This window comes from Salmonella sp. 2020_1395 (assembly GCF_043848115.1).
GTDB lineage: Bacteria > Pseudomonadota > Gammaproteobacteria > Enterobacterales > Enterobacteriaceae > Salmonella > Salmonella enterica.
Genome location: NZ_JBCMFH010000002.1, coordinates 253,564 through 272,010, shown reverse-complemented (window position 1 = coordinate 272,010; position 18,447 = coordinate 253,564). Strand labels below are relative to the sequence as shown.

General features: G+C 51.0%; 12 protein-coding genes, 1 pseudogene and 1 CRISPR repeat array. Of the genes and pseudogenes, 11 read left to right on the top strand and 2 right to left on the bottom strand.

All coding sequences use genetic code 11. The features are described from left to right. Positions 1-209 precede the first annotated feature (209 nt). The 4 genes from pyrG to ACH0WD_RS03900 all read left to right on the top strand — a co-directional run bounded on the left by pyrG (position 210) and on the right by ACH0WD_RS03900 (position 5,743). Positions 210-1,847: a glutamine hydrolyzing CTP synthase gene (pyrG, locus tag ACH0WD_RS03915; RefSeq protein WP_000210861.1), complete on the top strand. Its 1,638-nt coding sequence runs from the start codon at positions 210-212 to the stop codon at positions 1,845-1,847. Positions 1,848-1,929: 82 nt separating this feature from the next. Continuing rightward, positions 1,930-3,228: a phosphopyruvate hydratase gene (gene eno, locus ACH0WD_RS03910; RefSeq protein ID WP_000036734.1), complete on the top strand. Its 1,299-nt coding sequence runs from the start codon at positions 1,930-1,932 to the stop codon at positions 3,226-3,228. 135 nt (positions 3,229-3,363) lie between these two features. Next, on the top strand, positions 3,364-4,035 hold the full coding sequence (gene queE / locus ACH0WD_RS03905) for a 7-carboxy-7-deazaguanine synthase QueE (protein ID WP_001199961.1): 672 nt from the start codon (positions 3,364-3,366) through the stop codon (positions 4,033-4,035). A 296-nt stretch (positions 4,036-4,331) separates the two neighbouring features. After that, positions 4,332-4,848: a CRISPR direct-repeat array (repeat unit 29 nt; unit sequence GTGTTCCCCGCGCCAGCGGGGATAAACCG). 97 nt (positions 4,849-4,945) lie between these two features. Next, on the top strand, positions 4,946-5,743 hold the full coding sequence (locus ACH0WD_RS03900) for an MBL fold metallo-hydrolase (protein ID WP_001207997.1): 798 nt from the start codon (positions 4,946-4,948) through the stop codon (positions 5,741-5,743). 87 nt (positions 5,744-5,830) lie between these two features. On the opposite strand, the gene queD is transcribed toward ACH0WD_RS03900, so the two are convergent. Continuing rightward, positions 5,831-6,193 (bottom strand): 6-carboxytetrahydropterin synthase QueD, encoded by a 363-nt coding sequence (gene queD, locus ACH0WD_RS03895; RefSeq protein WP_000108313.1) that lies wholly within the window; start codon positions 6,191-6,193, stop codon positions 5,831-5,833. Between the two features lie 434 nt (positions 6,194-6,627). On the opposite strand from queD, the gene cysJ reads away from it, so the two are divergent. The 3 genes from cysJ (at position 6,628) to cysH (ending at position 10,975) form a co-directional block, all read left to right on the top strand. Further along, positions 6,628-8,427 carry an NADPH-dependent assimilatory sulfite reductase flavoprotein subunit gene (cysJ, locus tag ACH0WD_RS03890; protein ID WP_000210913.1) on the top strand — a complete coding sequence of 600 codons (1,800 nt, stop codon included), beginning with the start codon at positions 6,628-6,630 and terminating at the stop codon, positions 8,425-8,427. Next, on the top strand, positions 8,427-10,139 hold the full coding sequence (cysI, locus tag ACH0WD_RS03885) for an assimilatory sulfite reductase (NADPH) hemoprotein subunit (protein ID WP_001290673.1): 1,713 nt from the start codon (positions 8,427-8,429) through the stop codon (positions 10,137-10,139). Before cysJ ends, cysI begins: the two co-directional genes overlap by 1 nt. 101 nt (positions 10,140-10,240) lie before the next feature. Next, the gene (gene cysH, locus ACH0WD_RS03880; RefSeq protein ID WP_000039831.1) at positions 10,241-10,975 is read left to right on the top strand and encodes a phosphoadenosine phosphosulfate reductase; all 735 of its coding nucleotides are present in this window, start codon (positions 10,241-10,243) and stop codon (positions 10,973-10,975) included. 212 nt (positions 10,976-11,187) lie between these two features. Here the strand turns inward: cysH and sopD are convergent. After that, positions 11,188-12,142: pseudogene (gene sopD / locus ACH0WD_RS03875) on the bottom strand (SPI-1 type III secretion system effector SopD). Positions 12,143-12,586: 444 nt separating this feature from the next. Between sopD and ACH0WD_RS03870 the strand changes: the two are divergent. The 4 genes from ACH0WD_RS03870 to cas7e are packed head-to-tail and all read left to right on the top strand — an operon-like array spanning position 12,587 to position 18,438. After that, positions 12,587-15,250 (top strand): CRISPR-associated helicase/endonuclease Cas3, encoded by a 2,664-nt coding sequence (locus ACH0WD_RS03870; RefSeq protein WP_000029743.1) that lies wholly within the window; start codon positions 12,587-12,589, stop codon positions 15,248-15,250. An 11-nt stretch (positions 15,251-15,261) separates the two neighbouring features. Continuing rightward, positions 15,262-16,821: a type I-E CRISPR-associated protein Cse1/CasA gene (gene casA, locus ACH0WD_RS03865; protein WP_000368578.1), complete on the top strand. Its 1,560-nt coding sequence runs from the start codon at positions 15,262-15,264 to the stop codon at positions 16,819-16,821. Beyond that, on the top strand, positions 16,818-17,366 hold the full coding sequence (gene casB, locus ACH0WD_RS03860; protein ID WP_000029567.1) for a type I-E CRISPR-associated protein Cse2/CasB: 549 nt from the start codon (positions 16,818-16,820) through the stop codon (positions 17,364-17,366). Before casA ends, casB begins: the two co-directional genes overlap by 4 nt. A gap of 13 nt (positions 17,367-17,379) precedes the next feature. Next, the gene (cas7e, locus tag ACH0WD_RS03855) at positions 17,380-18,438 is read left to right on the top strand and encodes a type I-E CRISPR-associated protein Cas7/Cse4/CasC (RefSeq protein ID WP_000206423.1); all 1,059 of its coding nucleotides are present in this window, start codon (positions 17,380-17,382) and stop codon (positions 18,436-18,438) included. Positions 18,439-18,447 lie beyond the last annotated feature (9 nt).

Sequence of the window (18,447 nt, the reverse complement as noted above, 5' to 3'; positions counted from 1 at the left end):
AGCGATTTGTGTGATTTTTTAAATAACAAGCGCTTGATTTACGTCAAAAACATTTACCTCAAAGGGGCTATTTTCTCCCTCCCTGTGTGAATGTCAGCCTGACGAAGAGGAGGAATAATGAAAGTTTGTGGCGTAGGTCATGTTCGGGTATACTGCTTTCCCGTCCTGGTTATTCCATCGTCTTTTAAACCTAACTTCTCAGGTTCCGCATGACAACGAACTATATTTTTGTGACCGGCGGGGTCGTATCCTCTCTGGGTAAAGGCATTGCCGCAGCCTCCCTCGCAGCCATTCTGGAAGCCCGTGGTCTCAACGTGACCATCATGAAACTGGATCCGTACATCAACGTCGATCCGGGTACTATGAGCCCAATCCAACACGGGGAAGTGTTCGTTACTGAAGACGGCGCTGAAACCGACCTGGACCTGGGGCACTACGAGCGTTTCATCCGCACCAAGATGTCTCGCCGCAACAACTTCACGACTGGCCGCATCTACTCCGACGTTCTGCGTAAAGAACGCCGTGGCGACTATCTGGGCGCAACCGTACAGGTAATCCCTCACATCACTAACGCGATTAAAGAGCGCGTGCTGGAAGGCGGCGAAGGCCACGATGTGGTACTGGTGGAAATCGGCGGTACCGTCGGTGATATCGAATCGCTGCCGTTTCTTGAGGCGATTCGTCAATTGGCGGTAGATATCGGTCGTGAACACGCGCTGTTTATGCACCTGACGCTGGTACCTTACCTGGCGGCTGCGGGCGAAGTGAAAACTAAACCGACTCAGCACTCCGTGAAAGAGCTGCTGTCTATCGGTATTCAGCCCGATATTCTGATTTGTCGTTCCGATCGCGCGGTTCCTGCCAACGAGCGTGCAAAAATTGCATTGTTCTGTAATGTGCCGGAAAAAGCCGTTATTTCAATGAAAGATGTCGATTCCATTTATAAAATTCCAGGCCTGTTGAAATCTCAGGGGCTTGATGATTATATTTGTAAACGATTCAGCTTGAACTGTCCGGAAGCTAACCTGTCTGAATGGGAACAGGTCATTTACGAAGAAGCGAACCCGGCAGGCGAAGTGACTATCGGCATGGTCGGCAAATATATTGAACTGCCGGATGCCTATAAGTCGGTGATCGAAGCGCTGAAACACGGTGGTCTGAAAAACCGCGTTACCGTCAACATCAAATTGATCGATTCGCAAGATGTTGAAACGCGCGGCGTCGAAATTCTGAAAGATTTGGACGCTATCCTGATCCCCGGCGGCTTCGGCTATCGTGGCGTTGAAGGTAAAATCGCCACTGCGCGCTATGCGCGTGAAAACAATATTCCTTATCTGGGCATTTGCCTGGGGATGCAGGTTGCGTTGATTGAGTTCGCTCGTAACGTGGCCGGCATGGACAACGCCAACTCAACGGAATTTGTGCCAGACTGTAAGTACCCGGTTGTGGCGTTAATTACCGAGTGGCGCGATGAAGACGGTAACGTTGAAGTCCGTAGCGAGAAAAGCGATCTGGGCGGCACCATGCGCCTGGGTGCGCAGCAGTGCCAGCTTAGCGATGACAGTCTGGTACGTCAGTTGTACGGCGCGCCGACGATTGTTGAACGTCATCGCCATCGTTACGAAGTCAACAATATGTTGTTGAAACAAATTGAAGCAGCGGGTCTGCGTGTCGCAGGCCGTTCCGGTGATGATCAGTTAGTCGAGATCATTGAGGTACCGAATCATCCGTGGTTCGTGGCCTGTCAGTTCCATCCGGAATTTACTTCCACGCCGCGTGATGGACATCCGTTGTTCGCTGGCTTTGTTAAAGCCGCCAACGAGCATCAGAAACGTCAGGCGAAGTAAAAAAGTTAGAACGGCGGTGCACCCTCAGCGGTGCACCGTTTGTCTGAAGTTTTAGTTTAACTAGTGACTTGAGGAAAACCTAATGTCCAAAATCGTTAAAGTCATCGGTCGTGAAATCATCGACTCCCGTGGTAACCCGACTGTTGAAGCTGAAGTACACCTGGAAGGTGGTTTCGTAGGTATGGCGGCGGCTCCGTCAGGTGCTTCTACTGGTTCCCGCGAAGCGCTGGAACTGCGCGATGGCGACAAATCCCGTTTCCTGGGTAAAGGCGTAACCAAAGCTGTTGGCGCGGTTAACGGCCCGATCGCTCAGGCTATTCTTGGCAAAGACGCTAAAGACCAGGCTGGCATCGACAAAATCATGATCGACCTGGACGGTACTGAAAACAAATCTAACTTCGGTGCAAACGCCATTCTGGCTGTCTCTCTGGCTAACGCCAAAGCTGCTGCTGCCGCTAAAGGTATGCCGCTGTACGAGCACATTGCTGAACTGAACGGCACTCCGGGCAAATACTCCATGCCGGTTCCGATGATGAACATCATCAACGGCGGCGAGCACGCTGACAACAACGTCGACATCCAGGAATTCATGATCCAGCCGGTTGGCGCGAAAACGGTTAAAGAAGCCATCCGTATGGGTTCTGAAGTTTTCCATCACCTGGCAAAAGTGCTGAAAGGCAAAGGCATGAACACCGCTGTGGGTGACGAAGGCGGCTATGCGCCGAACCTGGGCTCCAACGCGGAAGCGCTGGCTGTTATCGCTGAAGCGGTTAAAGCGGCTGGTTACGAGCTGGGTAAAGACATCACCCTGGCGATGGACTGCGCAGCATCTGAATTCTACAAAGACGGTAAATACGTTCTGGCTGGCGAAGGCAACAAAGCGTTCACCTCCGAAGAATTCACCCACTTCCTGGAAGAACTGACCAAACAGTACCCGATCGTTTCCATCGAAGATGGTCTGGACGAGTCTGACTGGGACGGTTTTGCATACCAGACCAAAGTACTGGGCGACAAAATCCAGCTGGTTGGTGACGACCTGTTCGTAACCAACACCAAAATCCTGAAAGAAGGCATCGAGAAAGGCATCGCTAACTCCATCCTGATCAAATTCAACCAGATCGGTTCTCTGACCGAAACTCTGGCTGCAATCAAGATGGCGAAAGACGCTGGCTACACTGCTGTCATCTCTCACCGTTCTGGCGAAACTGAAGACGCTACCATCGCTGACCTGGCTGTTGGTACCGCTGCAGGTCAGATCAAAACCGGTTCTATGAGCCGTTCTGACCGCGTTGCTAAATACAACCAGCTGATTCGTATCGAAGAAGCTCTGGGCGAAAAAGCACCGTACAACGGTCGTAAAGAGATCAAAGGCCAGGCGTAATCCTGCTTTTACCTCTTAACGTATAAACCCGCTTCGGCGGGTTTTTTTGTATCTGTTCAATAGCGCAGCCGCTGTGCATGACCGGGCAGACGAAATCTGCAATAATTAACGATTATCCCCTTAACAGAGAACGCTATGCAGTACCCGATTAACGAGATGTTCCAGACCCTACAAGGCGAGGGTTATTTTACCGGCGTCCCCGCTATTTTTATTCGTTTACAGGGATGTCCGGTCGGCTGTGCCTGGTGTGATACTAAGCATACCTGGGATAAACTGAGCGATCGGGAAGTGTCTCTGTTCAGCATTCTGGCAAAAACCAAAGAGAGCGACAAATGGGGTGCTGCGAGCAGTGAAGATCTGCTGGCGGTGATTAATCGTCAGGGCTATACCGCGCGTCACGTTGTCATCACCGGTGGCGAACCCTGTATTCACGACCTCATGCCGCTCACCGATCTGCTTGAAAAGAGTGGTTTTAGTTGTCAGATTGAAACCAGCGGGACGCATGAAGTGCGCTGTACGCCTAACACCTGGGTCACGGTTTCACCAAAAGTGAATATGCGCGGAGGATATGACGTGCTTTCCCAGGCGCTGGAGCGCGCCAATGAAATCAAGCATCCCGTTGGGCGAGTTCGTGATATTGAGGCGCTGGATGAACTGTTAGCCACGTTGAGCGATGATAAACCGCGCGTGATTGCTTTGCAGCCCATTAGCCAGAAAGAAGACGCGACGCGTCTGTGTATTGAAACGTGTATTGCACGTAACTGGCGGCTGTCTATGCAAACGCATAAATATTTAAATATCGCCTGATGCATTACTAATCTTACAGACGGCCTGCCGATGCCGTCTGTGACTCATCCATTACCTTGCATTGTTTATTTTCTCTATGTGAATTTCGATGAGTGTATAAAAGCGCTGATAAATTTTTCCATAGCGATGCACGGATCACGCTATTTTGGTAAATTTAAAGAAAAAATCATTCTATGAACTTTTTTGCATCAAAATCAGCAAATTAGCTGTTCTTTAATAATTTAAATTGTTGCGATTATGTTGGTGGAATGTGGTGCTGATAAAAAGTAGTTTATAAACAATGATATACGTTTAGTGTGTTCCCCGCGCCAGCGGGGATAAACCGGCGACTGGCTGGTCAGCACGCCGTTAGTCGCCGTGTTCCCCGCGCCAGCGGGGATAAACCGAAATTGTCTGATAGATTGGCAAAAGCGATGGAGTGTTCCCCGCGCCAGCGGGGATAAACCGGCATCCCGGACAACAGGATCATCCCATTTATTGTGTTCCCCGCGCCAGCGGGGATAAACCGCCAACTGGCCTAAAGCAAATCCCGGCTTAGGCGTGTTCCCCGCGCCAGCGGGGATAAACCGGTTAAGGGGGAGTGAGATGCAGATAAAAACGAGTGTTCCCCGCGCCAGCGGGGATAAACCGTTTCCAAAAATCACGTCACCCGTTGTGATCTGGTGTTCCCCGCGCCAGCGGGGATAAACCGAAGGTTAGCGTTGTCATTGATCTGGTCGGCAAGTGTTCCCCGCGTCAGCGGGGATAAACCGAGCGGCTAAACCTGCCGGTTATCGCTGAGCAGGTGTTCCCCGCGCCAACAAGGATAGCCGTTGCATAATCATAATCTGTGTACCAGTAATGGCTGCTACAAACCTGTAAAGTAAAAAGGCCGCGTTTTTCCGGGGAGGCTTTTATACAGGAGAAGGCCATGGCGTTAAGGATCAGGGTATTGCTCGAAAATCATAAGGGAGCTGGAGCGGATAAATCGTTGAAGGCCCGGCCAGGGTTAAGCCTGTTGGTCGAGGATGAGTCTACGTCTATCTTGTTCGATACCGGCCCTGATGGCAGTTTTATGCAAAACGCGTTGGCGATGGGGATCGACCTGTCCGATGTGTCTGCTGTGGTGCTTTCGCATGGTCATTACGATCATTGCGGCGGCGTGCCGTGGCTTCCTGATAACAGTCGAATCATCTGCCATCCCGATATTGCGCGCGAACGTTATGCGGCAATGACTTTTCTCGGTATTACCCGAAAAATAAAAAAATTGTCGTGTGAGGTGGACTATTCACGCTATCGAATGATGTACACGCGTGACCCCCTGCCGATTGGCGAAAACTTTATCTGGTCAGGGGAAATACCAGTGGTCGCGCCTGAAGCCTACGGCATTTTTGGCGGCCACGATGCGGAGCCGGACTCTATTTTGGATGAGGGCGTACTGATTTACCAATCGACAAAAGGATTAGTCATCATTACGGGATGCGGGCATCGGGGGATCGCAAATATTGTCCGGCACTGTCAGAACATTACCGGTATAAAGCGGATTTACGCGCTTGTCGGCGGATTTCATCTCCGCTGCGCATCACCGTTCACGCTGTGGCGAGTCAGGCGCTTTCTGCAAGAACAAAAACCTGAAAAACTATGCGGTTGTCACTGTACAGGGGCCTGGGGGCGGTTGTGGCTACCGGAAATAACCGCACCTGCAACCGGTGATGTGCTGCGCTTTTAACACCGCGCTGGACAATGTTTTCACTGATAAAACGTCGTGTGGATAGGCTGGAATCAATTTGACATCCAGCCCACGCGTTAATAAACCTTATTCGCCGCGATAGACGCAGCCGGCTGTACAGGTCTCTTTCACCATCACGGCGCTCAGTAGCGGCACGACGGGCTTAACCTGATCCCAAATCCATTTTGCCAGCACTTCGCTGGTGGGATTGGACAGCCCTGGAATATCATTCAGATAGTAGTGATCAAGACGATCGTAAGTCGGTTTAAACGCCGCTTTGAGATCCGCGAAATCCATAATCCAACCGGTATGCGGATCGACTTCACCGGTAATTTCGAGACGCACCATAAACGAGTGTCCGTGCAGGCGGCCGCACTTATGCCCTTCAGGCACGTGAGGCAGGCGGTGAGCGGCTTCAAAGGTGAAATCTTTATACAACGTGGTGGACATGATGAACTCTCAGGCAATAAAAAAACCGCCGTAGGGTACCGGAAAGCGCATTTTTTATCATTAACTAAAACCATTCTCCGCCTTGTGACGGGCAATTAATTTAAGAATTTCCAGAAAATTTAATAATTATCAATCAATTATAAAATCGATTTTGGCGTTAATAACGATAACTAAAACAGGTTAGTTCATTTGGTTATTTGTTATTTCCAACCCTTCTTTAATTGTTATTCCTCTCACCGTTAACCTTATCCTCAGTTTGGGATTTATCGCTTATACATTTCATCCTTCAAGCCGCATCTGTGTGACTGCGTTTACTCACCCCAGTCACGTATTTATGTACGCTCCTGGGGCGCGCTCAGCTTACAGTCTGGGCTACAGCGAACTTGAATGATTTTGTGTATAGATCCGCTTTGCTTACTGGAACATAACGACGCATGACGACACCGGCTCCACTGACTGGGTTGCTTCCGCTTAATCCGGAGCAACTGGCGCGCCTTCAGGCCGCGACAACCGACCTTACTCCCGAACAGCTTGCCTGGGTCTCCGGCTATTTTTGGGGCGTACTGAACCCGCGCTCAGGCGCTGTTGCCGTCACGCCTGCTCCTGAGGGGAAGATGCCGGGGGTTACGCTTATCTCCGCTTCGCAAACCGGCAATGCGCGTCGTGTGGCGGAAGCGCTGCGTGATGATCTGCTGGCGGCCAACCTTAATGTGACACTGGTGAACGCCGGCGACTACAAATTCAAACAGATTGCCAGTGAAAAACTGTTGGTGATAGTGACGTCCACCCAGGGAGAAGGCGAGCCGCCGGAAGAGGCCGTCGCGCTGCATAAGTTCCTGTTCTCGAAAAAAGCGCCGAAACTGGAAAACACCGCTTTTGCCGTGTTTAGCCTCGGCGACACCTCTTATGAATTTTTCTGCCAGTCCGGAAAAGATTTCGACAGCAAACTGGCGGAACTGGGCGGTGAACGTCTGCTCGACCGTGTCGATGCTGACGTTGAATATCAGGCAGCTGCCAGCGAATGGCGCGCCCGCGTGGTTGATGTTCTGAAGTCCCGCGCACCTGTCGCGGCACCTTCGCAATCCGTCGCTACTGGCGCGGTAAACGACATCCACACCAGCCCCTATACCAAAGACGCGCCGCTGACCGCGACCCTCTCCGTGAATCAGAAAATCACCGGTCGCAACTCGGAAAAAGATGTGCGCCATATTGAGATTGATTTAGGCGACTCCGGTCTGCGTTACCAGCCGGGCGATGCGCTGGGCGTCTGGTATCAGAACGATCCGGCTCTGGTGAAAGAACTGGTTGAGTTGCTGTGGCTGAAAGGCGATGAGCCGGTGACGGTTGACGGTAAAACCCTGCCGCTCGCCGAAGCGCTGGAGTGGCACTTCGAGCTGACGGTGAATACCGCCAACATTGTTGAGAACTACGCGACCCTGACGCGCAGTGAGTCGCTGTTGCCATTAGTGGGTGATAAAGCGCAGCTCCAGCACTACGCCACGACCACGCCAATCGTCGATATGGTGCGTTTCTCTCCGGCGCAACTGGATGCTCAGGCGCTAATCGACCTGCTGCGTCCGCTGACGCCGCGTTTGTACTCCATCGCCTCCGCGCAGGCGGAAGTCGAAAGCGAAGTACACGTAACCGTCGGCGTCGTGCGCTACGACATTGAAGGCCGCGCTCGCGCGGGTGGTGCTTCCAGCTTCCTTGCCGACCGCGTGGAAGAAGAGGGCGAAGTTCGCGTCTTTATTGAGCACAACGACAACTTCCGCCTGCCAGCTAACCCGGAAGCGCCGGTCATTATGATTGGCCCCGGCACCGGCATCGCGCCGTTCCGCGCCTTTATGCAACAGCGTGCGGCGGAAGGGGCGGAAGGCAAGAACTGGCTGTTCTTCGGCAACCCGCACTTTACCGAAGATTTCCTCTATCAGGTGGAGTGGCAGCGCTACGTGAAAGAGGGACTGTTAAGCCGTATCGATCTCGCCTGGTCACGCGATCAAAAAGAAAAAATTTACGTACAAGACAAGCTGCGTGAACAGGGCGCCGAGCTGTGGCGCTGGATCAATGATGGCGCGCATATTTATGTCTGCGGCGACGCCAGGCGTATGGCCGCAGATGTCGAAAAAGCATTGCTGGAAGTGATCGCTGAATTCGGCGGTATGGACCTCGAATCGGCAGATGAATATTTAAGTGAGCTGCGCGTAGAGCGCCGTTATCAGCGAGATGTCTACTAATGAGCGAAAAACATCCAGGCCCACTGGTGGTCGAAGGTAAACTGTCCGATGCCGAGCGCATGAAGCTGGAAAGCAACTATCTGCGCGGTACCATTGTGGAAGATCTGAACGACGGTCTCACCGGCGGTTTTAAAGGCGACAACTTCCTGCTAATACGCTTTCATGGCATGTATCAGCAGGATGACCGCGATATTCGCGCCGAGCGTGCGGCGCAGAAGCTGGAGCCGCGCCACGCCATGCTGCTGCGCTGCCGTCTGCCGGGCGGGGTGATTACTACGACGCAATGGCAGGCGATCGATAAATTCGCGGCGGATAACACGATTTATGGCAGTATCCGTCTGACCAACCGTCAGACCTTCCAGTTCCACGGCATTCTGAAGAAGAACGTTAAGCCGGTGCACCAGATGCTGCACTCGGTGGGGCTGGATGCGCTGGCAACCGCTAACGACATGAACCGTAACGTGCTGTGCACCTCTAACCCGTACGAGTCTCAGCTGCATGCTGAAGCCTACGAATGGGCGAAGAAGATCTCTGAACATCTGCTGCCGCGCACTCGCGCGTATGCGGAGATCTGGCTCGATCAGGAGAAGGTGGCGACCACCGATGAAGAGCCGATCCTCGGTCAGACCTATCTGCCGCGTAAGTTCAAAACCACGGTAGTGATCCCGCCGCAAAACGATATCGATTTGCACGCCAACGACATGAACTTCGTGGCGATTGCCGAGAACGGCAAGCTGGTCGGCTTTAACCTGCTGGTGGGCGGCGGTCTGTCTATTGAGCACGGTAATAAGAAAACCTACGCTCGTACCGCGAGCGAGTTTGGCTATCTGCCGCTGGAGCACACCCTGGCGGTGGCCGAAGCGGTAGTGACGACGCAGCGCGACTGGGGTAACCGTACCGACCGTAAAAACGCCAAAACCAAATACACCCTTGAGCGCGTGGGACTGGAGACGTTTAAAGCGGAAGTCGAGCGTCGCGCGGGGATCACATTTGAACCCATTCGTCCGTATGAATTTACCGGGCGTGGCGACAGGATTGGCTGGGTGAAAGGCATTGATGATAAATGGCACCTGACGCTGTTTATCGAAAGTGGCCGCATTCTGGACTATCCGGGGCGTCCGCTGAAAACCGGCCTGCTGGAGATCGCGAAGATTCATCAGGGCGAGTTCCGTATTACCGCTAACCAGAACCTGATTATTGCCAGCGTGCCGGAAAGCCAGAAAGCGAAGATCGAGACGCTGGCGCGCGACCACGGGTTGATGAATGCGGTGAAACCGCAGCGTGAAAACTCAATGGCCTGCGTGTCGTTCCCGACCTGTCCGCTGGCGATGGCGGAAGCCGAGCGTTTCCTGCCATCGTTCACGGACAAAGTCGAAGCGATTCTGGAAAAACACGGCATCCCGGACGAGCATATCGTGATGCGCGTGACCGGCTGCCCGAACGGCTGTGGCCGCGCGATGCTGGCGGAAATTGGCTTAGTAGGGAAAGCGCCTGGTCGTTATAACCTGCATCTTGGCGGCAACCGCATCGGGAGTCGTATCCCACGGATGTATCAAGAAAATATCACCGAGCCGGATATTCTGGCCTCGCTGGATGAACTGATTGGGCGCTGGGCGAAAGAGCGTGAAGCGGGTGAAGGCTTCGGCGACTTTACGGTGCGTGCGGGCATCATTCGCCCGGTGCTCGATCCCGCGCGTGATTTCTGGGAATAACCTGAATTGCCGGATGGCGGCATAAATGCCTTATCCGGCCTACCGCCCGCGTAGGCCTGATAAGCGAAGCGCCATCAGGCAAGATATACCGCGAGGAACTTATGTCCAAACTCGATCTAAATGCCCTGAACGACCTGCCAAAAGTCGATCGCGTACTGGCGTTGGCGGAACCCAACGCTCAACTGGAAACGCTGACTGCCGAAGAACGCGTGGCCTGGGCGCTGGAAAACCTGCCCGGCGAATACGTGCTCTCCTCAAGCTTTGGCATCCAGGCGGCGGTGAGTCTGCATCTGGTGAATCAGATTCGCCCGGATATCCCGGTGATCCTCACCGATACCGGCTATTTGTTCCCGGAAACCTATCAGTTTATTGATGAGCTAACGGACAAACTCAAACTCAACCTGAAAGTTTACCGCGCGGGCGAAAGTCCGGCCTGGCAGGAAGCGCGCTACGGCAAGCTGTGGGAGCAGGGCGTTGAGGGCATTGAGAAATACAATGAGATCAACAAAGTCGAGCCGATGAACCGGGCGCTAAAAGAGCTGAAAGCGCAGACGTGGTTTGCGGGTCTGCGTCGCGAGCAGTCCGGCAGCCGCGCGCATTTACCTGTTCTCGCTATCCAGCGCGGCGTGTTTAAAGTGCTACCGATTATCGACTGGGATAACCGCACGGTTTACCAGTATCTGCAAAAGCACGGTCTGAAATACCATCCGCTGTGGGATCAGGGCTATCTGTCGGTGGGCGATACGCACACCACCCGCAAATGGGAGCCGGGTATGGCGGAAGAAGAGACACGCTTCTTCGGGCTGAAGCGCGAGTGCGGGCTGCACGAAGGGTGATTGTCCTTACGCGGTATGATTATACTTGCTGCTATGAAAAATCCGGCAGGCAGCCGGATTTTAAATTGGTTATATACCCAAAATAATTCGAGTTGCTTAAAGGCGGCAAGGGAGTGAGTCCCCAGGAGCATAGATAACTATGTGACTGGGGTGAACGAGCGTAGCCAACACATAAGCAACTTGAAGTATGAAGGGTATATTACTGACTATCTTTATACCAGTAATATATTACGACTGCACCCATCTTTACCAATGTGCAAAGAACGTTCATGGGTTAGATATAGTTTTTCAAGAATTACATCAATAAAAATTTTTTTTTGCATGATAGTCGTTATAATCCTGATTAAGTTTTTTTAAAAAACCGGAATTTGTTGGTTTAAACTCTGCAAACGGTGAATAGCTATGTAGTAAATAGGAGATGCATGGATGCATCATGCTAAAAGCGACTTCACCTTGTACCTCCTGATAACCTATTTTGCAAAACTGAGTTGTAGGCTCAAAGTTACCGGCATTAATACAGGCCAGCATCGATTTTTCATCTGCAGTAAGTGAGTCCTGCCATTCGACAAGCGGGTGGTCTGGAGCCTCTGCGGGACGCATCATCTCATAAACCGCCGCTTTGATTTGTGCATTGCCCGTCACTTCTTTTCGTAGAGTTGAAATCGACTCTTGAAGTAATTCCGGGTGCCAGGTCATCTTCGAACCAATCACCTCACATATTTGTAAAAATAATTGTCTCTCCTCTCTACTCATAGATTCTATCACTGCATCATCTGATATATTAAGGATGTCCTTAATATTGCTTTGGCTGATCACCGTGTCGCCGACCATAAGTAAAAATTGTGTCTGAGAAGCGTCCATCTTGATAGTAAACAGATCCTGATGAGCCGGGCAGGCCAGATGTTGTAGCCGTTTAAAGGCGTAAATTTTATTTATATCCTCTACGTTAACTTCCATCTCTCCAGGTTCACCACGGCCCTGCCCGTGAATGATGGAGTGTAACACTTCCAGCGCATGGTCCTTTTTTTCCGCTCTAAAATGATCCTGGACTTTATCCCAGCCCCCCATATGGATTGCTTTTTCTTTATCTGCGCTTAACAGATGAGCAAGCCGACTTTCATTAAGCGTATAATTTTGATGATTACCGAAGCTTAAAGTGACTGGCATAATATTTTCCTTCAAATTTATATTATTCAATATTCGGAGTAAAATATATCGTTCAATTCTCTCTTTTTTATTAAACAGATAAAGTTTACTACAGGAGAGAATTTGAACGACATTATTAATACAGCACATTTATGGTTGGTAATCCTTTGTGGTGACGATAATTCAGACAAAAGGTAGATGATTCGCCGCAAATGGTCGTTTTTTTAAATTTTGGTTTATGCAGGGGGGCATTGGAAGAAGCCTCTTTGATCGCTTCTTCCAAAAGAAAAGAGCGGAAAAATTTATAATAATTATTCGTGGGGTAAATATTTCTGAAGAATATATAAAGTTGAGTGAGCATATTTAAATATAATCTCAGGAAGTGCAATTTTTGTGAGATATATCAACAAAAAAGACCATTAAAAAGGCGTAGAGTGCTTTTATTATCCACATGCTGGAGTTTACGTGTCGATATATCACTATTGGGGAAAGTCTCGACGAGGAGAAACTGACGGCGGTGATGATTACCATTTGCTTTGCTGGCATTCTTTAGATGTTGCGGCTGTGGGTTACTGGATGGTGATAAATAATATTTATTTTATTGACCGCTATCTAAAAAAATTAGGCATCCAGGATAAGGAGCAGGCGGCGCAATTTTTTGCCTGGATTTTATGTTGGCATGATATTGGAAAATTTGCTCATTCCTTCCAGCAACTATACCGTCATGAGGCTTTAAATATCTTTAATGAGCCTACACGGCATTATGAAAAAATCGCGCATACCACGCTGGGATACGTGTTGTGGAACTCCTGGCTAAGTGAATGCCCTGAATTGTTTCCTCCTTCTTCGCTTTCAGTTCGTAAAAGTAAGCGCGTTATGGCGCTTTGGATGCCAGTCACTACAGGTCATCATGGACGCCCTCCAGAGGCAATCCAGGAGCTGGACCATTTTCGCCAGCAGGATAAAGAGGCGGCAAGAGATTTTCTTCTGAGAATAAAAGCGCTCTTTCCTTTAATTACTTTGCCTGAAGCCTGGGATGAAGATGAGGGTATCGACCAATTTCAGCAACTTTCCTGGTTTATTTCCGCTGCGGTTGTACTGGCTGACTGGACTGGTTCTGCCAGCCGTTATTTTCCGCGTACTGCGGAAAAAATGCCTGTTGATATCTACTGGCAGCAAGCTCTCACTAAAGCACAAACTGCCATTACGCTATTTCCCTCAGCGGCGAATGTGTCTGCCTTTACGGGCATAGAAACGCTTTTCCCTTTTATTCAGCATCCCACACCGTTACAACAAAAGGCGCTTGAGCTGGATATCAACGTGGATGGCGCCCAACTCTTTATTCTTGAAGATGTCACTGGAGCCGGAAAAACAGAGGCGGCGCTCATATTAGCTCATCGACTGATGGCGGCAGGTAAAGCGCAGGGACTCTATTTTGGACTGCCGACAATGGCGACAGCCAACGCGATGTTTGAACGTATGGCGAACACCTGGCTGGCGCTGTATCAGCCGGACTCCCGTCCCAGCCTGATTCTGGCGCATAGCGCGCGTCGCTTAATGGATCGTTTCAATCAGTCAATATGGTCGGTCACTCTTTCTGGTACGGAAGAACCCGATGAAGCGCAGCCTGATAGTCAGGGATGCGCCGCCTGGTTTGCCGACAGCAATAAAAAAGCGTTGTTGGCGGAGGTTGGCGTAGGCACGTTGGATCAGGCGATGATGGCGGTAATGCCATTTAAACATAACAACCTGCGGTTACTGGGTCTTAGCAACAAGATTTTACTGGCTGATGAGATCCATGCCTGTGATGCCTGGATGTCCCGAATACTTGAAGGTTTGATTGAACGGCAGGCCAGTAATGGCAACGCCACTATTCTGTTATCTGCGACGCTATCGCAGCAGCAGCGAGATAAGCTGGTGGCGGCATTTTCCCGTGGGGTGAGGCGTAGTGTGCAGGCGCCGTTGCTAGGCCATGACGATTATCCCTGGCTGACTCAGGTCACACAAACAGAGCTGATTTCTCAGCGGGTTGATACACGCAAGGAGGTTGAGCGTAGTGTAGATATTGGCTGGCTACACAGTGAAGAGGCGTGTCTTGAACGTATAGGTGAAGCAGTGGAAAAAGGAAACTGTATCGCCTGGATACGTAACTCCGTTGATGATGCGATTCGTATCTATCGCCAGCTTCAACTGAGTAAGGTCGTCGCCACGGAAAACCTTTTACTCTTCCATAGTCGCTTTGCTTTTCACGATCGTCAGCGGATTGAGTCGCAGACGCTGAATCTCTTTGGCAAACAGAGCGGAGCGCAACGTGCCGGTAAGGTCATTATCGCCACGCAGGTAATCGAACAAAGTCTGGATATTGACTGCGATGAGATGATCTCTGATTTAGCGCCGGTGGATTTATTAATTCAGCGGGCCGGTCGACTACAGCGTCATATTCGCGATCGTAACGGTCTGGTGAAAAAGAGTGGGCAGGATGAGCGAGAGACGCCAGTGCTGCGCATTCTTGCTCCGGAGTGGGATGACGCGCCGCGAGAGAACTGGTTATCCAGCGCCATGCGTAACAGCGCCTATGTCTATCCCGATCATGGGCGCATGTGGCTGACGCAGCGCATATTACGTGAGCAGGGGACGATTCGGATGCCGCAATCTGCCCGATTGTTGATTGAGTCGGTCTACGGCGAGGACGTTAACATGCCGGTTGGATTTGCAAAAACCGAGCAATTGCAGAAAGGCAAATTTTATTGCGACCGGGCATTTGCCAGACAGATGCTGCTTAACTTTGCGCCGGGCTACTGTGCTGAAATTAGCGATTCTCTACCGGAGAAAATGTCAACGCGGTTGGCGGAAGAGTCTGTCACGCTGTGGCTGGCGAAAATCGTGGATGGCGTCGTAACCCCTTATGCCAGCGGTGAACATGCCTGGGAGATGAGCGTGCTGCGGGTACGTCAGAGCTGGTGGGATAAACATAAAGGCGAGTTTGAACGGTTAGATGGTGAACCGCTACGCAAGTGGTGTGCGCAACAGCATCAGGATAAGGATTTTGCCACGGTGATTGTGGTGACGGACTTTGCCGCTTGTGGTTATTCGGCGAATGAGGGATTGATTGGCATGATGGGGGAATAACGAATACAGATATGGACAATTTTTCACTTTTAACAACGCCCTGGCTCCCCGTCCGTTTCAAAGATGGCTCGACGGGTAAGTTGGCCCCCGTCGATCTGGCAGATGAAAACGTGGTGGATATCGCCGCAACGCGAGCAGATTTGCAGGGAGCGGCCTGGCAGTTTCTGTTGGGATTGCTGCAATGCAGTATCGCGCCGAAAAGATACAAAAACTGGGAGGATATCTGGTTTGATGGATTGCATGCCGATGCGCTCCATAAGGCATTAGCACCGTTAGAACACGCTTTTCAGTTTGGCGCGGAAACGCCGTCTTTTATGCAGGATTTTGAAGAATTACCCGACAATAAAATAACTATAGCTTCGCTATTACCGGAAACACCAGGTATTCAAACTACTGAGTTAAATACAGATCATTTTATCAAACGTGGCGTAATGGAATGTTTTTGCCCGCATTGTGCCGCGTTGGCGTTGTTTTCAATGCAGCTTAACGCTCCTTCCGGCGGACAAGGCTACCGCACTGGGCTGCGCGGCGGCGGGCCGCTGACTACATTGATTGAATTGCAGGAATATCAGGGAGAGCGGCAAACGCCGCTCTGGCGCAAGCTGTGGCTCAACGTGATGCCGCAGGATGCTGCGGATCTGCCTTTGCCTGTCGTCTATGATGCGGCTGTATTTCCCTGGCTTGCCGCAACACGTACCAGCGAGCCACCAGCTCATACTATTACAACAGATGAGCAGGTAAATAAATTACAAGCATACTGGGGGATGCCACGCCGTATCCGTCTGGATTTCGCGACAATACGTCAGGGAGTGTGCAATATCTGCGGTAATAATAGCGATGAGCTGCTAATCCAGATGTTGGTCAAGAATTATGGCGTTAATTATGACCGCTGGCGGCACCCATTAACACCACATCGCCTGCAAATAAAGAATAGTAAGGGATTTGAACCTGTTATAACCCAACCTGGTGGACTTCTTTGGCGAGATTGGCTGGGACTAAGTCAAGAAAACCCGACGGAAAAGAATACCGAATATCCGGCACAGGTGATCAAAGTGTTTAATGCCCGAGAGCTCAGGAATATCAAAGTAGGCTTGTGGGGATTTGGTGCCGATTTCAAAAAAATGAAAATTCGCTGCTGGTATGAGCATCACTTTCCGTTGCTGATGACGGAAGGTCTGATCCCTGATTTACGTAAAGCAACACAAACTGCTACCCGCCTCCTCAGCCTGCTGCGCGGTGCGCTAAAAGAAGCGTGGTTCGCCAATGCGAAGGATGCCCGCGGTGATTTCAGTTTTATCGATATTGATTTCTGGAACCTGACGCAGGGGCGCTTTCTCAATCTGATCCACGATCTGGAAAACGGCCACAAGCCGGACGAAAGGCTGAATAAATGGCAAAGAGAACTTTGGCTGTTTACCCGTTGTTACTTCGATGATCACGTCTTTACCAACCCCTACGAGAGCAGCGATCTGGAGCGCATCATGAAGGCGCGCAAAAAATATTTTACTTCATCGGCGGAAAAGCAAAGCGCGAAAGCCGCCAAAGCAAAGAAGCAGGAGGCTGCTGAATGAGTATTGTGACGAAAGATGATAAAGCCACTTTGCTTCAGTGGCATGAGGAACTACAAGAAAAACGTGAATTACGTGCCAGCTTACGACGTAGTAAAACGGTGAATGATGCCTGTTTGGCTGAGGGGCTTCATTCATTGTTAATGCAAACACATTCTTTATGGAAAAACAAGGCAGCCTGGCATGTTACTGCATTGGCAATTACTGCGGTACTGGCTGCGCATATCAAATTTATTGATGAGCGACAGAGTTTTGCTACGCAGCTTGGACAGAAGAAGAGTGGTGACAATCCGGTAATGTCAAAACTACGCTTCTCCCACCTATTAGCGGTAAAAACGCCGGATGAACTGCTGCGCCAGTTACGGCGTGCGGTGAAGCTGTTAGATGGTTCGGTCAACCTGTTTTCTCTTGCAGACGATATTTTCTGCTGGTGCCAGGAGCAGAATGACTTGCTGAACCACCATCGCCGCCAGCAGCGGCCAACCGAATTTCTCCGTATCCGCTGGGCGCTGGAATACTACCAGGCTGGCGATAACGAACAAGATTAACAGGGATATCTTTATGACAACGTTTATTCAACTCCATTTATTAACCGCTTATCCTGCCGCCAACCTCAACCGTGACGATACCGGCGCGCCAAAAACCGTGGTGCTTGGCGGCGCGACGCGTCTGCGTATCTCCTCTCAGAGCCTGAAACGTGCCTGGCGTACCTCGGAACTGTTTGAGCAGGCGCTTGCCGGGAATATCGGTATTCGTAGCGGACGTATTGCGCGCGAAGCGGCGCAGATCCTCGTTGAAAGCGGCATTGACGCCAAAAAAGCGGTTGAGTACGTCAAGAACATCGCTAACTATTTTGGCAAGGTAAAGGCGGAAAAGAAACCCAAAGATGAGTTGACGAATGCTGAAACCGGGCAACTGGTGCATATCAGCCCAGCTGAGTTTGAGGCTGTGAAAGCGCTGGCGCACCGTCTGGCAGAAGAAAAACGCGCGCCAAAAGAGGAAGAGCTTGCACTGCTACGTAAAGATCGCATGGCCGTCGATATTGCCATGTTTGGCCGGATGTTAGCGAAGAAAACTGATTTTAACGTTGAAGCCGCCTGCCAGGTCGCCCACGCCTTCGGCGTCAGCGAAACGATCGTCGAAGACGATTTCTTTACTGCTGTGGATGACCTACGCCAGGCATCGGCAGAAGATGCAGGCGCAGGCCATCTCGGCGAAACCGGCTTTGGCTCCGCGCTATTTTACACCTATATCTGCATCAACAAAGATCTGCTGGTGAAAAACCTGAACGACAATGAAGAACTGGCAAACAAAACGCTGCGCGCCTTTACTGAAGCGGCGCTGAAAGTGTCGCCGACCGGCAAACAGAACAGCTTTGCCAGCCGTGCCTATGCCTCGTGGGCGCTGGCCGAAAAAGGCACCGACCAACCACGTTCACTGGCGGCCGCGTTTTATGAACCGATCAACGGTACAGACCAATTGAACGTTGCGGTTAAGCGTATTACATCGCTGCATAAGAATATGAATAAGGTTTATGGCCAGCGGACTGATACCGCCAGTTTCGACGTGATGAATCAGCAGGGAAGCATGAAAGACGTGCTTGACTTCATCTGCGCGTAAGGGGCGGCT

What these genes read in the sequence shown, in the direction of transcription:
- cas7e (WP_000206423.1), top strand. Translation starts at nt 17,380, where the DNA reads ATGACAACGTTTATTCAACTCCATTTATTAACCGCTTATCCTGCCGCC.
- casB (WP_000029567.1), top strand. Translation starts at nt 16,818, where the DNA reads ATGAGTATTGTGACGAAAGATGATAAAGCCACTTTGCTTCAGTGGCAT.
- cysJ (WP_000210913.1), top strand. Translation starts at nt 6,628, where the DNA reads ATGACGACACCGGCTCCACTGACTGGGTTGCTTCCGCTTAATCCGGAG.
- queE (WP_001199961.1), top strand. Translation starts at nt 3,364, where the DNA reads ATGCAGTACCCGATTAACGAGATGTTCCAGACCCTACAAGGCGAGGGT.
- cysH (WP_000039831.1), top strand. Translation starts at nt 10,241, where the DNA reads ATGTCCAAACTCGATCTAAATGCCCTGAACGACCTGCCAAAAGTCGAT.
- cysI (WP_001290673.1), top strand. Translation starts at nt 8,427, where the DNA reads ATGAGCGAAAAACATCCAGGCCCACTGGTGGTCGAAGGTAAACTGTCC.
- eno (WP_000036734.1), top strand. Translation starts at nt 1,930, where the DNA reads ATGTCCAAAATCGTTAAAGTCATCGGTCGTGAAATCATCGACTCCCGT.
- casA (WP_000368578.1), top strand. Translation starts at nt 15,262, where the DNA reads ATGGACAATTTTTCACTTTTAACAACGCCCTGGCTCCCCGTCCGTTTC.
- queD (WP_000108313.1), bottom strand. Translation starts at nt 6,193, where the DNA reads ATGTCCACCACGTTGTATAAAGATTTCACCTTTGAAGCCGCTCACCGC.
- pyrG (WP_000210861.1), top strand. Translation starts at nt 210, where the DNA reads ATGACAACGAACTATATTTTTGTGACCGGCGGGGTCGTATCCTCTCTG.
- ACH0WD_RS03900 (WP_001207997.1), top strand. Translation starts at nt 4,946, where the DNA reads ATGGCGTTAAGGATCAGGGTATTGCTCGAAAATCATAAGGGAGCTGGA.